1 protein-coding gene is annotated in these 16,101 nt (G+C 73.4%); it reads left to right on the top strand.

Going from position 1 to position 16,101, the window contains the following annotated elements:
* The first annotated feature begins 210 nt into the window (after positions 1-210).
* Positions 211-16,071, top strand: coding sequence for a type I polyketide synthase (locus J1792_RS34595; protein WP_307843106.1), 15,861 nt, complete (start codon positions 211-213; stop codon positions 16,069-16,071).
* Positions 16,072-16,101: the final 30 nt, after the last annotated feature.

Genomic DNA, 16,101 nt, shown 5'->3' with positions numbered 1-16,101 from the left:
GTGCGACATCGCCCTCACTTGTGAGGGGATCCCCTAGGGGTGGCTAGGGGTTGTCCGCACCTCGCCGGTTTTCGTACGGTCTCGATTGTTCGATCCATGGATCTTCAATTCGACGTGTCCACCGGGCCGGGAATTCCGGTCCGGTGGCGCGTCATTCATATGCGGTGCATTTAATTTTCGAGCTCGCCGGTCCGGAGAAGGTGGCATCGAGTGGCGGACGATCAGAAATACCTCGACTACCTGAAGCGTCTGACCGTCGACCTCCGGCAGACCAGGCGCCGGCTGTCCGCCGCCGAGGCGCGCGAGCACGAGCCCGTTGCCATCGTCGCCATGAGTTGCCGCTACCCCGGCGGTGTCGCTTCTCCCGAGGACCTGTGGCAGCTGGTGGCCTCCGGCCGTGACGGCATCACCGGCCTCCCGGACGACCGCGGCTGGGACCTGGAGGCCCTCTACGACCCGGACCCGGAGCACTCCGGCACCTCCTATGTGCGCGAGGGCGGGTTCGTCCACGAGGCGGGTCGGTTCGACGCAGGGCTGTTCGGGATCTCGCCGCGCGAGGCCCTCGCGATGGACCCGCAGCAGCGGCTCATGCTGGAGACGAGCTGGGAGGTCTTCGAGCGTGCGGGGATGGACCCGCTGTCGCTGCGCGGCACCCGCGCCGGAGTCTTCATCGGATCGTCCTCGTCCGCGTACGGGGCCGGCATCGGCAAGCTGCCCGAGGAGGTCGAAGGCCACCTGCTGACCGGCAACGCGCCCAGCGTGGTGTCGGGGCGGGTGGCGTACTCCTTCGGTCTGGAGGGCCCGGCGGTCACGGTGGACACAGCGTGCTCCTCATCGCTGGTGGCGCTGCACCTCGCGGTGCAGGCGCTCCGCAACGACGAGTGCGACATGGCGCTCGCGGGCGGCGTCACGGTGATGGCGATTCCCGGCATCTTCACCGAGTTCAGTCGCCAGGGCGGGCTCGCCCGGGACGGCCGCTGCAAGTCGTTCGCGGCCGGCGCCGACGGGACCGGCTGGGGCGAGGGTGTCGGCGTGCTGCTCGTGGAGCGGCTGTCGGACGCTCGTCGCAACGGCCATCAGGTGCTCGCGGTCGTGCGGGGTTCGGCCGTCAACCAGGACGGCGCATCCAACGGACTGACCGCCCCCAACGGCCCCTCCCAGGAGCGTGTCATCCGTGCCGCCCTGGCCAACGCGCGTCTGGACGCGCCGGACGTGGACGTCGTCGAGGCGCACGGCACCGGCACCACCCTCGGTGACCCGATCGAGGCGCGGGCCCTGCTCGCGACGTACGGGCGGGACCGCGACGAGGACCGGCCGCTGTGGCTCGGCTCGATCAAGTCGAACATCGGCCACACCCAGTCGGCCGCCGGTGTGGCCGGTGTGATCAAGATGGTCATGGCGATGCGGCACGGAGTGCTGCCCAAGACCCTGCATGTGGACGCGCCCACGCGTGAGGTCGACTGGAGCCGCGGTGCGGTGGAGCTGCTGACCGAGGCGCGGGAGTGGCCGGAGGCGCAGGGCCGCCCGTGGCGGGCCGGTGTCTCCTCGTTCGGGGTCAGCGGCACCAACGCCCATGTGATTCTCGAGCGGTTCGAGCAGGACACAGCGCAGGAAGCAGAGCAGGACACCGAGCAGGACACCGAGCAGGACTCCGAGCAGGCCGAGGTTGCCGAGCTGGAGGTCGGCGACGGTGTCGTTCCCGGCATGGTGCCGTGGATCCTGTCCGGCCGTACGGAGGGGGCCCTGGTGGCCCAGGCGGAGCGGCTGCTGCCGGTGACGGACACGGACGTCACGCCCGCGGACGTCGCTGTCTCGCTGGTGAAGTCGCGGGCGACGCTGGAGTACCGCGCGGTGGTGCTGGGCGGGGACGCGGCGGAGCTGAAGGCCGGACTGACGGCTCTGGCGCAGGGTGCTGACCCGGCGCCGGGTGTCGTGAGCGGAGTGGCCCGGCCGGTTTCGGGTGCTGTGTTCGTCTTCCCGGGGCAGGGGTCGCAGTGGGTGGGCATGGCGGTCGGGTTGCTGGAGTCCTCGCCGGTGTTCGCGTGGTGGATCGAGGAGTGCGAGCGTGCTCTGTCGGGGTTCGTGGACTGGTCGCTGACCGATGTTCTGCGGGCTGAGGCGGGGGTGGGCTGGTTCGAGCGGGTGGATGTCGTTCAGCCGGTGTTGTGGGCGGTGATGGTGGCGCTGGCGGAGACCTGGCGTGCGGCGGGAGTCGCTCCGGCCGCTGTTGTCGGGCATTCGCAGGGTGAGATAGCGGCTGCGGTCGTTGCGGGTGGCCTGTCCGTTCAGGACGGTGCCCGGGTGGTGGCCCTGCGTAGTCGGGCCATCGCGGAGGTGTTGGCGGGGCAGGGTGGCATGGTCTCTCTCGCTCTCTCCTGTTCGGATGCCGAGGAGTTGATCGCGTCCTGGGGTGGTGAAATCTCGGTCGCGGCGGTCAATGGCCCCACCGCTACGGTGGTCTCCGGCAGTGCGGGTGCTCTGGAACACCTCCTGGCCTCTTGTGAGCAGGGTGGGATCCGGGCTCGTCGCATTCCGGTCGATTACGCTTCCCATTCCCACCACGTCGAGCAGATCGAACAGCGACTGCTGACCGATCTGGCCCCGCTCGCTCCTCGGCCCACCGACACCCCCTACTACTCGGCGGTCACCGCCGAACCGCTCGACACCAGCGCCCTCGACGCCCGCTACTGGTATGAGAACCTGCGTCGCACCGTGCGCTTCGAGGACACCGCTCGCGCCCTCCTCGAGGCGGGGCTGACCACCTTCATCGAGGTCAGCGCCCACCCCGTCCTGACCATGGGTCTCGAGGAGATCGTCGACGACACCGGGCACCCCACCACCGTCCTGGCCACCTTGCGCCGTGACCACGGCGATCAGCGGCAGTGGCTCACCGCCCTCGCCCAGGCCCACGTCCAAGGCCTCCCGGTGGACTGGACCACCGTCCTCGCCCCCTACCGTGGCCGTCCGGTGGACCTCCCCACCTACCCCTTCCAACAGCGCCACTACTGGCTGACCTCCGAGGAGGCCGGCGAGCCGGTCGCCACGGCGGACCCGGTCGAGGCGCGGTTCTGGGCAGCCGTCGAGCGCGAGGACCTGGACGAGGTCGCCGGGACGCTGCGCCTGGACAGCGCGGAGGAGCTCGAAGCCGTACTGCCTGCCCTGTCCATCTGGCACCGGCGGCGACGCGACCTGTCCGCCGTGGACTCCCTGCGCTACCGGGTCGCCTGGAAGCCGGTCGAGGAGGCCTCCGCCGCCGCGCGGAGCGGCACTTGGCTGGCCGTCCTGCCGCAGAGCCGCGCGGACAGCGAACTGGTGGAGCGGAGCCTACGGGCGCTGCGCGCGCTCGGCGCCGAGGTGGCCGTGATCGAGGTGGCCGACGAGGAGTCGGACCGCTGGGCACTGTCCCAGCACCTCGAGGACGCCCTGGCGGCCGAGGGCGCTGTGACGGGTGTGCTGTCGTTCCTGGCGCTTGCCGAGGGGCCGCACTTCGACGACCCCGATGTGCCCCTGGGCGTCAGTGCCACTGTGGCACTGCTCCAGGCGGCGGCCGACGCGGAACTCGACGCCCCGCTGTGGTGCGTGACAACCGGGGCCGTCTCGGTCGGCCGGTCCGATGTGCTGCGCAGTGCCGTGCAGGCACAGGTGTGGGGGCTCGGGCGGGTCGCGGGGCTGGAACTCCAGGGTCGCTGGGGCGGGCTGGTGGACCTGCCGGAGAGCCTGGACGAGCGGTCGGCGGGTCGTTTCGCGACGGCGCTGACCGGTTCCGGTGCGACCGAGGACCAGTTGGCCGTACGCGCCTCCGGTGTCTTCGCGCGCCGCCTGAGGCGGGCCACGCTCGCCCGGGGCGCGGACTCCGCGCAGTGGGTGCCGTCCGGCGCCGTGCTGATCACCGGTGGCACCGGCGCGCTCGGCTCCGAGGTGGCCCGCTGGCTGGCGGGGCGGGGCGCCGAGCGTCTCGTCCTGACCAGCAGGGGCGGCCCGGACGCACCCGGTGCCGCCGCGCTCGTCTCCCAGCTGCGGGGGATGGGCGCCGAGGCGACCGTCGTGGCCTGCGACGTCGCGGACCGCGACGCGCTCGCCGCCGTACTCGAGGAACACCCGGTCACCGGTGTCGTGCACGCCGCCGGCGTCGACGCGTCCATGCGGCTCTCCGATGTGGAGACCGGCGACCTCGCGGAGGTCTTCCGAGCCAAGGTCACCGGCGCCTCCCACCTCCACGAACTGCTCGCGGACACCCCACTGGAAGCGTTCGTCCTCTTCTCCTCCATCGCCGGTGTCTGGGGCAGCGGCGGCCAGGCCGCGTACGCGGCGGCCAACGCCTATCTCGACGCCCTCTCCGAACAGCGCCGCGCCGCCGGACTCCCCGCCACCTCGGTGGCCTGGGGCGCCTGGGGCGGGGCCGGTATGGCCACCCGCGGCAACGCCGAGGACTATCTGCGCAGCCGGGGCCTGAACCCGATGCCGCCCGCGCTCTGCACGGCCGCGCTCGGTGCGGCGATCGACAGCGGCGAGGCCGCCGTCACGGTCGCGGACGTGGAGTGGGCCCGGTTCGCCACCTCGTTCACTGCTGCTCGGCCCAGCCCGTTCATCGGTGAACTGCCCGAAGTCCAGGCCGCGTTGGAGCTGTACGCGGCCGAGGAGCCGGGTGAGGGGGATGCGGCGCCGGCGGCGCTGCGGCGGGAGCTGGCCGTCGCGAGCGCGGGCGAACGCACCCACCGCGTGCTGGAGCTGGTCCGTGCGGAGACCGCCTCGGTGCTGGGCTACCAAGGCCCGGACGACGTGGACTCCGACCGCCCGTTCAAGGAGCTCGGCCTCGACTCGCTGACCGCGATGGAGGTCTGTAAGCGACTGCGGGCCGCGACCGGGCTCCGGCTGCCCGTCACCCTGCTCTTCGACCACCCGACGCCGCGTGGGCTGGGCCGGTTCCTGACCGGCGAGCTCACCGGCGGATCCGGCGCGTCCGACGCGAACGCGGACTTCGGGGCCTCCGGTGCGACGACCGGGTCCGGGGATCCGGCCGCGTCCACCGCCGCCGGCCCCGGAGAGCCCCTCGCCATCGTCGCGATGAGCTGTCGCTACCCGGGCGGCGTCCGCTCCGCCGACGACCTGTGGGACCTCGTCGCCACCGGCGCCGACGGCATCGCGGGCTTCCCCACCGACCGTGGCTGGGACCTGACGGCCGCCGAGGGCGAGTACACCCCCGAGGGCGGCTTCGTCCACGACGCCACCACCTTCGACGCCGGACTGTTCGGCATCTCCCCGCGCGAAGCCGTCGCCATGGACCCGCAGCAGCGCCTGCTCCTCGAGGCGTCCTGGGAGGTCCTGGAACGGGCGGGCATCGACCCGCAGTCGCTGCGCGGCACCCGGACCGGTGTCTTCGTCGGCGCCTCCACCTCCGGGTACGGCGTCGGCATGCGGCTCTCCGCCGGGCTGAGCGGCCACTACATCACCGGCACCTCCGCCAGTGTGATGTCCGGCCGCGTCGCCTACTCCTTCGGCCTGGAGGGCCCGGCGGTCACCGTCGACACGGCCTGCTCCTCCTCCCTGGTCGCCCTGCACCTCGCCGGACAGGCGCTGCGCGGCGGCGAGTGCTCCATGGCGCTGGTCGCCGGTGTCGCCCTGATGACGAGCCCGGACATCTTCGCCGAGTTCAGCACCCAGAACGGTCTCTCCGCCGACGGCCGTTGCAAGTCCTTCGCCACCGCCGCCGACGGCACCGGCTGGGGCGAGGGTGTCGGCATGCTCCTCGTGGAACGGCTCTCGGACGCCCGGCGCAACGGCCACCAGGTCCTGGCGGTCGTACGGGGCTCCGCCGTCAACCAGGACGGCGCGTCGAACGGGCTGACCGCGCCCAACGGTCCCTCCCAGCAGCGCGTCATCCGTCAGGCCCTCGAGAACGCCGGGCTGACCACCGCCGACGTCGACGCCGTCGAGGGCCACGGAACCGCGACCACCCTCGGTGACCCGATCGAGGCACAGGCCCTTCTCGCCACGTACGGGCAGCAGCGGGAGGCGGACCGGCCCCTGTGGCTCGGTTCGCTGAAGTCCAACATCGGCCACACGCAGGCCGCTTCGGGCGTCGCCGGTGTCATCAAGATGGTGCAGGCGATGCGTCACGGCGTACTGCCCAAGACGCTGCACGTGGACGAGCCGTCGGCGCACGTCGACTGGACGGCCGGTGCGGTCGAGCTGCTGACCGAGGCCCGGGACTGGCCCGAGCAAGGCCGCCCGCGTCGTGCGGGCGTCTCCTCCTTCGGCGTCAGCGGCACCAACGCCCACGTCATCATCGAGCAGGCACCCGGGCAGGCACCCGAGCAGGCGTCCGAAGTCCCCGCGCCCGTCGAGCCCGCCGCCGACCGCATCCTCCCCTGGACCGTCTCCGCCAAGACCCCCGCCGGACTCCGGGCCCAGGCCGCCGCCCTCAGCGCCCACCTGACGTCCCCCCCCGGGCTGCGACCGGTGGATGTGGCCCACTCCCTGGCCGTGTCGCGAGCCGACCTCGAACACCGGGCGGTCGTCCTGGCCGCCGGAACCGCCGACTGCGTCGCCGCCCTGGACGCCCTCGCCGTCGGCGAACTGCCCCCGCACGCGGTGCGGGGCTCCGTCCGCGACAGCCGCGTCGCCTTCCTCTTCACCGGCCAGGGCGCACAACGCGCCGGAATGGGAAGGGAGCTGTACGACACCCACCCCGTCTTCGCGGACGCGCTCGACGCGGTGTGCGCGCGTATGGACGGCGAGCTGGACCGGCCGCTGCGCGACGTGCTCTTCGGTGAGGGGGAGCCGCTCGACCAGACCCTGTACACCCAGGCGGCGCTCTTCGCTCTCGAAGTGGCCCTCTTCCAGCTGCTGGAATCCTGGGGCCTGACGCCCGACTTCCTCCTCGGCCACTCCGTCGGAGAACTCGCCGCCGCGCACGTCGCGGGGGTCCTCTCGCTCGACGACGCCTGCACCCTCGTCGCCGCCCGCGGCAGGCTCATGCAGGCACTGCCCGCCGGCGGTGCCATGCTCGCTGTCGCCGCCACCGAGCAGGAGGTCGCCGAGGCCCTCGCACCGTATGGGACCCAGGTCGCCGTCGCCGCCGTGAACGGCCCCTCCTCGGTCGTCGTCTCCGGCGACGCCGATGCCGTCACCGCCCTGGAGGCCGGCTGGCGTCGTGCCGGGCGCAAGACCCGGCGCCTCACCGTCTCGCACGCCTTCCACTCGCCGCGCATGGACGCCATGCTCGACGAGTTCGCCGCTGTGGCGGCCGGGCTGACCTTCCACTCACCCGGCGTCCCGGTCGTCTCCAACGTGACCGGACGGCTCGCGGACGCCGACGAGATCCGGACCCCCGAGTACTGGGTGCGGCACGTCCGCCAGGCCGTACGGTTCGCCGACGGCATCGCCACCCTCGACGCCCAGGGCGTCACGACGTATCTCGAACTCGGCCCCGACGGCGTCCTCACCGCCATGGCGAAGGACTGCCTGGCCGACGGCGAGGGCGTCACCCTCCTCCCCGCCCTGCGCCCGGGCCGCGCCGAGCCCGACACCCTGCTGCGCCTGGCGGCCACCGCCCATGCGCACGGTACCCCCGTCGACTGGGCCGGGATGCTGGACGGGCTGGGCGGCGTACGCACCGACCTGCCGCCCTACGCCTTCCAGCGGGAACGCTACTGGCTCGACACCTTCGCCGTGGCGGCCGACGCCGGAAGCGCCGACGACGCCGCCTTCTGGGCCGCCGTCGAGGGCGAGAACCTGACGGCCGTCGCGGACGCGCTGGACCTGGCCCCCGACGCCGTACAGGCCGTCCTGCCCTCGCTCTCCACCTGGCGCCGCAAGGGGCGGGACCGGCACGTCGTGGACGGCTGGCGCTACCGCACCACCTGGCAGCCCCTCACCGACCTCCCGCACGGTGCCCTCCACGGCACCTGGCTGCTGGTGCTGGCCACCGGACAGGACGGCGGCGACGACGCCACCTCCGTCCAGGCGGCCCTGCGCGCGGCCGGCGCCGACGTGAGCGTCCTCGTCCTCGACACGACGGACGACACCGACCCCTGGCCCGTCGCGGACCGGCTGCACCAGGCCGCCGCCGACGGACTCGCCGGAGTGCTGTCGCTGGCCGGACTCGACGAACACCCTCACCCCGGTTACCCGGGACTCACCTCCGGCCTCGCCGCCACGGTCGTGCTCGTCAAGGCGCTGCACGCGGCCGGAATCGACGCACCGCTGTGGGCGGCCACCCGCGGCGCCGCATCGGTCAGTCGCGCCGACCGGACCGTCTCCCCGGCCCAGGCACAGCTGTGGGGCCTCGGCCGCACCGCGGCACTCGAATTCCCGCGCAACTGGGGCGGATTGATCGACCTCCCCGAGCGGTTCGACCGACGGGCCGGCACCCGGCTCGCCGCGCTGCTCGCCGACGGCACGGAGGACCAGATCGTGGTACGGGGCTCCGGGGCCTTCGTGCGACGCCTGACCCCCGCACCCCTCGGCCCCCACATGGCCACCGAGTGGCGCCCCGAGGGACCGGTCCTCGTCACCGGCGGCACCGGCGCACTCGGCGCCCGGGTGGCCCGCATGCTCGCCGGACGCGGCGCCCGGCACCTGGTGCTGACCAGCCGCCGCGGCCCGGACGCCCCAGGGGCGGCGGAACTCGCGGCGGAACTGGCCGGACTGGGCGCGGAAGCCACCGTGGTGGCCTGCGACGTCTCGGACCGGGACGCGCTCGCGGCACTGCTCGCCGCACACCCCGTCACCGCCGTCGTGCACACCGCCGGTGTCATCGACGCCGTCTCCCTGCGCGACACGGGCCTCGCCGAACTCGCGGACGTCCTGCGGGCCAAGGCGGACAGCGCGACCCACCTGGACGAACTGCTCGACGGTGCCCCCCTCGAAGCGTTCGTGACGTTCTCCTCGATCGCCGGCGTCTGGGGCAGCGGCAGCCAGGCCGCGTACGCCGCGGCCAACGCCCACCTCGACGCCCTCGTGGAGAACCGGCGGGCCCGCGGCCTGACCGGCACCTCCGTCGCCTGGGGCCCCTGGGCGGGCGGCGGCATGCTGGCCGCGGAGGACGGCGAGGACTACCTGCGGCGGCGCGGCCTGGCCGCCATGGACCCGGAGCTCGCACTGCGGGCGCTGGGCGACGCCATCGACCACGACACCGGGTGCGTGACGGTCGCGGACGTGGACTGGCCGCGCTTCGCCGCCGCGTTCACCTCGGCACGGCCCAGCCCCCTCCTCGCCGAGCTCCCCGGCGCCGTCGCACCCGAGCCCGAGGCTCACGAGGAGCGGACCGGCACCTCGCGGCTGCGGCAGCAACTCGCCGCGACCACCGTCGACGACCGGCACCGCATCCTGCTCGACCTGGTCAGGACCGGCGCCGCCACCGTTCTCGGCCACGGCACGGCAGAAGCCGTGGAGCCGGAGCGGCCGTTCAAGGACCTGGGCTTCGACTCGCTCACCGCCGTCGAACTGCGGGACCACCTCACCGGAGTGACCGGCCTCACCCTGCCCGCCACCCTCACCTTCGACCACCCGAACGCCGCGACCCTGGCCCGGCACCTCGCCGACCGGCTCGGCCTCGACGACGCCGCGACGCGGGACACCGCACCCCGGGCCGGCGGCCCGGCGGCTCAGGACGACCCCATCGCCATCGTCGGCATGAGCTGCCGCTACCCCGGTGACGTCCGTTCCCCCGAGGACCTGTGGCAGCTCGTCGCCACCGGTGGCGACGGCATAGGCCGCTTCCCCGAGGACCGCGGCTGGAACCTGGCGGCCCTGTACGACACGGACCCCGACAACCTGGCGGGCTCCGACTCCCGCGAGGGCGGCTTCGTCCACGACGCCACCGGCTTCGACAGTGAGCTCTTCGGCATCTCGCCCCGCGAGGCCCTCGCCATGGACCCGCAGCAGCGCCTCATGCTGGAGGCCAGCTGGGAGGCCTTCGAACGCGCCGGACTGGATCCGCTGTCGCTGCGCGGCAGCAACACCGGCGTCTTCGCCGGCCTCAACAGCCACGACTACCTCTCCCTCATCGCGGAAGCCCCGGCGGGGACCGAGGGCTACATCGCCACCGGCAGCTCCGGCAGCGTGGTGTCCGGCCGCGTGTCGTATACCTTCGGCTTGGAGGGCCCGGCCGTCACCGTCGACACCGCCTGCTCGTCGTCGCTGGTGGCGCTGCACCTCGCCGTGCAGGCCCTCCGCAACGGCGAGTGCGACATGGCACTCGCCGGCGGCGTCACCGTCATGGCGTCCTCGGGCATCTTCAGCGAGTTCAGTCGCCAGAACGGCATGGCGACCGATGGCCGCTGCAAGGCGTTCGCCGCGGCGGCCGACGGGACCGGCTGGGGCGAGGGTGTCGGCGTGCTGCTCGTGGAGCGCCTGTCGGATGCCCGGCGCAACGGTCACGAGGTCCTGGCGGTCGTGCGGGGCTCCGCCGTCAACCAGGACGGCGCGTCCAACGGGCTCACCGCCCCCAACGGACCCTCCCAGGAACGCGTCATCCGCCAAGCGCTCGCCAACGCGGGTCTGACCACCGCCGACGTCGACGCCGTCGAGGCGCACGGCACCGGCACCACCCTCGGTGACCCGATCGAGGCGCAGGCGCTGCTCGCCACGTACGGTCAGGACCGCCCGGCCGACCGGCCGCTGTGGCTCGGCTCGCTGAAGTCGAACATCGGTCACACCCAGGGAGCTTCGGGCGTCGCGGGCGTGATCAAGATGGTCATGGCGATGCGGCACGGCGTCCTGCCCAAGACGCTGCACGTGGACGCCCCGACCCCGCACGTGGACTGGTCCGCGGGCACGGTCGAGCTGCTGACCGAGGCCCGTGACTGGCCCGGAGCCGACCGCCCGCGCCGCGCCGGTGTCTCGTCCTTCGGCGTCAGCGGAACCAACGCCCACATCATCCTCGAAGGCATCGAACGCTCCGAGGAGCCGGCGGAGCCGGCAGTCGCTCAGGACTCCGGCCCCGTGCCCTGGACGCTGTCGGGCGCCTCGGCCGAGGCCCTGAGCGCGCAGGCCGAGCAGCTCCTCCAGATGCCGGAGACGGACGTCCGGCCTGCCGACGTGGCGTGGTCACTGGTGAAGTCGCGGGCGACGCTGGAGTACCGCGCGGTGGTGCTGGGCGGGGACGCTGCGGAGCTGAAGGCCGGACTGACGGCTCTGGCGCAGGGTGCTGACCCGGCGCCGGGTGTCGTGAGCGGAGTGGCCCGGCCGGTTTCGGGTGCTGTGTTCGTCTTCCCGGGGCAGGGGTCGCAGTGGGTGGGCATGGCGGTCGGGTTGCTGGAGTCCTCGCCGGTGTTCGCGTGGTGGATCGAGGAGTGCGAGCGTGCTCTGTCGGGGTTCGTGGACTGGTCGCTGACCGATGTTCTGCGGGCTGAGGCGGGGGTGGGCTGGTTCGAGCGGGTGGATGTCGTTCAGCCGGTGTTGTGGGCGGTGATGGTGGCGCTGGCGGAGACCTGGCGTGCGGCGGGAGTCGCTCCGGCCGCTGTTGTCGGGCATTCGCAGGGTGAGATAGCGGCTGCGGTCGTTGCGGGTGGCCTGTCCGTTCAGGACGGTGCCCGGGTGGTGGCCCTGCGTAGTCGGGCCATCGCGGAGGTGTTGGCGGGGCAGGGTGGCATGGTCTCTCTCGCTCTCTCCTGTTCGGATGCCGAGGAGTTGATCGCGTCCTGGGGTGGTGAAATCTCGGTCGCGGCGGTCAATGGCCCCACCGCTACGGTGGTCTCCGGCAGTGCGGGTGCTCTGGAACACCTCCTGGCCTCTTGTGAGCAGGGTGGGATCCGGGCTCGTCGCATTCCGGTCGATTACGCCTCCCATTCCCACCACGTCGAGCAGATCGAGGCCCGCGTACTGGCCGAGCTTTCCGAGCTGGCCCCGGGTTCGGCCCGTGTTCCCTTCTATTCGGCGGTCACCGCCGAACCGATCGACACCAGCGCCCTCGACGCCCGCTACTGGTATGAGAACCTGCGTCGCACCGTCCGCTTCGAGGACACCGCTCGCGCCCTCCTCGACGCGGGGCTGACCACCTTCATCGAGGTCAGCGCCCACCCCGTCCTGACCATGGGTCTTGAGGAGATCGTCGACGACACCGGGCGTGCCGCCACTGTCCTGGCCACCTTGCGCCGCGGCCATGGCGATCAGCGGCAGTGGCTCACCGCCCTCGCCCAGGCACATGTCCAAGGCCTCCCGGTGGACTGGACCACCGTCCTCGCCCCCTACCGTGGCCGTCCGGTGGACCTCCCCACCTACCCCTTCCAGCACCGGACCTACTGGCCCAAGGCCGGTACGGGCGCCGGCGACCCGGCCTCGGCCGGACTGGTCGCCGTGCACCACCCGCTGCTCTCCGCCGCCGTGGAGCTCGCGGACGGTGACGGCGCACTGTGGACCGGCCGTCTCTCCCTCGCCGCCCAGCCCTGGCTCGCGGACCATACGGTCCTGGACACCGTCCTGCTGCCCGGCACCGCGTTCGTGGAACTCGCCCTGCAGGCGGGCGAACAGGCCGGCTGCCCCGTGCTGGAGGAACTGACCCTCGAAGCACCGCTGACCCTGGCCGAGCACACCGGCGTGCAGCTCCAGCTCGCCGTCGGCGCGCCGGACGCCGAGGGACGCCGCACCGTCAGCGTCCACTCGCGCGCCGAAGGGGCCGAGGCGGGACGGCCGTGGACCCGGCACGCCCGCGGCACCCTCACCGCGGAAGCCGTGCGGCCCGCCTTCGACCTGGCCGCCTGGCCCCCCTCGGGCGCGGAGCCGCTGCCCGTCGAGGGCTTCTACGAGGCGCTCGCCGCAGCGGGTTACGCGTACGGCCCCGCCTTCCAGGGCCTGCACGCCGCCTGGCGGCACGGCGACGAGGTGTACGCCGATGTCGCCCTGCCCGAGGAAGCGCGCGCCGACGCCGCACCGTTCGCGCTCCACCCGGCGCTGCTGGACGCCGCCCTGCACGCCGCCGGACTCGGCGGACTGCTCGGCGCCGACGGCCGGGCCGGACTGCCCTTCGCCTGGAGCGGAGTGTCGCTGTACGCGACCGGGGCACAGACCCTGCGCGTACGGCTGACCGCCGTCGGTGCCGACACCGTCGCCGTCGCCGTAGCGGACGCCACCGGGGCACCGGTGGCCGAGGCCAGGTCGCTGACCCTGCGTCCGGTCACCGCCGGACAGCTGCGGCAGGCCAGGGGCGGCGACGTGGCGGGCTCACTCTTCCGCGTCGAGTGGACGCCACTGGCCGCCGACGCGCCCGCCGCCTCCCTCCTGACCGTCGTCGGTGTCCGCCGCGAGCTCCCGGCGGACCTCCTGGTGTCCTGGTACGCCGACCGGGACGCTCTGCGCACCGCGCTGGAGACGGGGACGCCCGCACCCGGCGACGTGGTGTGGTGCCTGCCCGAGACGGCCGGCGGTGACCTGCGGAGCACCCTGTACGACACCCTGGGCGCCGCCCAGGAATGGCTGCGGGACGAGCGGCTGGCCGACTCCCGGCTCACCGTGCTGACCAGCGGCGCGGTCGCCGTCGGCGCGGGCGAGGACGTACCCGGCCTGGCGGCCGCGGCGGCCCGTGGCCTGCTCGGGTCCGCCCAGTCGGAACACCCCGGCCGCCTCCGCCTCGTCGACATCGACCAGCGCCCGGAGTCCTGGCGGGCGCTGCCCGCCGCCCTCGCCCTGGACGAGCCCCAGCTGGCCGTCCGCGCGGGGGAGGTGCTGGCACCCCGGCTCGCGCGGGCCGGTGAGCCTCCGCTCGTCCAGCCCGCCGGCGACGACGCCTGGCGCCTCGACACCACGGGCGGAGGCGGCATCGACGACCTGGCGCTGCTGCCCGCGCCCGCCGCCGAAGCCCCGCTCGCCCCCGACGAGGTACGGGTCGCGATCCGCGCGGCCGGGGTGAACTTCCGGGACGTCGCGATCGCCCTCGGCATCGTGCCGGACCAGACGGTCATGGGCACCGAGGGCGCGGGCGTGGTCGTGGAGACCGGCTCGGCGGTCACCGACCTCGCCGTCGGTGACCGGGTGTTCGGCCTGCTGGCGGGCTGCTTCGCCCCGGTGACCGTGGCCCAGCGCCGGGCCCTGGTGCGGATGCGCCCCGAGTGGACGTTCGCGGAGGCGGCGTCGGTGCCGACGGTGTTCCTCACCGCGTACTACGGGCTGGTCGACCTGGGCCGGGCCAAGGCGGGCGAGTCCCTGCTCGTCCACGCGGCGGCGGGCGGGGTCGGCATGGCCGCCGTACAGATCGGCCGCCACCTCGGACTGGAGGTCTTCGGCACGGCGAGCCCCGGCAAGGAGCACGTCCTGCGCTCCTGGGGCCTGGACGACGAGCACATCGCCTCCTCCCGGACCACCGACTTCGAACCGCACTTCCGAGTCACCACCGGCGGACGCGGCGTGGACCTCGTGCTGAACTCGCTGTCCGGGGAGTTCGTGGACGCCTCGATGCGGCTGCTGGCCCCCGGCGGGCGGCTCATCGAAATGGGCAAGACGGACATCCGCGACGCGACCGAACTGGCCGAGGAGTACCCCGGGGTCTCCTACCGGGCGTTCGACCTGAGCGAGGCCGGGCCGGAGCGGATCGGCGCGATGCTGGACGAGATCCTCGCCCTGTTGGACAGGGGCGCACTGCGGACCCTGCCGGTGACCGGCTGGGACCTGCGGGAGGCGCCGGAGGCGTTCCGCTTCATCAGCCGGGGCCGGCACATCGGCAAGAACGTGCTGATCCTGCCGCCCCCGGTGGACGCCGACGGCACCGTGCTGATCACCGGTGGCACCGGGGTGCTGGGCGGAGCGCTCGCACGGCACCTGGCGAACGCGTACGGGGTACGGCATCTGCTGCTCGTCAGCAGGCAGGGGCCCGCCTCCCCGGGTGCTGACGAACTCGCCGCCGAACTGGGCGAGATGGGGGTCGAGGTCCGCGTGGTGGCGTGCGATGTCGCGGACCGGGAGGCGCTGCGGGACCTCCTCGCGGCCGTCCCGACGGAGCACCCGCTGACCGGTGTGGTCCACGCGGCGGGAGCGCTCGACGACGGTGTCTTCGATGCCATGAGCCCCGACCGGATCGACAGGGTGCTGCGCCCCAAGGCCGATGCCGCGCTGGCCCTGCACGAGCTGACGCTCGACGCGGATCTGGCGATGTTCGTGCTGTACTCCTCCTTCTCGGCCACTCTCGGCTCGCCGGGACAGGCCAACTACGCCGCCGCCAACGCCTTCCTGGACGCCCTCGCCCAGCACCGCAGGCACTGGGGACTTCCCGCCACCTCGCTCGGCTGGGGGCTGTGGGAACAGGCCAGCGCCATGACCGGGCACCTGACCGGCGGAGACCTCGCCCGGGCGGGCCGGGCCGGACGCTCGCTCACCACGGAACACGGGCTGGCGCTCTTCGACCGCGCCCTCGCGCACGGCGCCTCGCACCTGCTGCCGACCCACCTGGACCTGGCCGCCCTGCGCGCCGGGGCCGACGGGGCGGACGCGATCCCGGCGCTGCTGCGCGGCCTGGTCGGGCCCCCCGTCCGCCGGACGGCGGAGAAGGCACCCGGGACCCGGGAATCGACGGCCGACCGGCTGGCCCGGCTGCCCGAGCGCGAGCGGCGCCGCGCACTGACCGAGCTGGTCAGGGCCCATGCCGCCGGAGTCCTCGGGCACTCCACGCCTGCGGCGATCGGCGCCGAACGGCCCTTCAGGGAAGTCGGCTTCGACTCGCTCACCGCGGTCGAGCTGCGCAACCGACTCGCCTCGGCGACCGGACTACGGCTCCCGGCCACCCTGGCGTTCGACCACCCGACGCCGGGCGAGCTGGCGGAGTACCTGCTGACCAGGCTGCCCGTCGCACCATCGGCCGCACCCGCCCGGGACGTACGAGACGTACTCACCCAGGTCGAGCGGCTCACCGAACGGCTCGACTCGCTCATCGAGGAGGAGGGCGATCCCGCACTGCTCGGTGAACGCCTCCAGGCCCTCGTCCGGCGCCTCGGCGCACTCGGCGGCAGAACAGCCGCCAGCAGCAAGAACGACAGCACCGTGGACAGCGGCACCACGGACAGCCCTGTGGCGGACCGGATCGACCGTGCGTCTGCCGACGACCTTTTCGACTTCATCGACAACGAGCTCGGTGTCTCGTGAGAGCCGGCCACGACAGCCGCGGCGACGGAC

The sequence above is a fragment of the Streptomyces triculaminicus genome (assembly GCF_017349075.1).
GTDB lineage: Bacteria > Actinomycetota > Actinomycetes > Streptomycetales > Streptomycetaceae > Streptomyces > Streptomyces triculaminicus.
The sequence above is the reverse complement of the archived record's forward strand: the minus strand, read 5'-3'. Positions and strand labels throughout refer to the sequence as shown.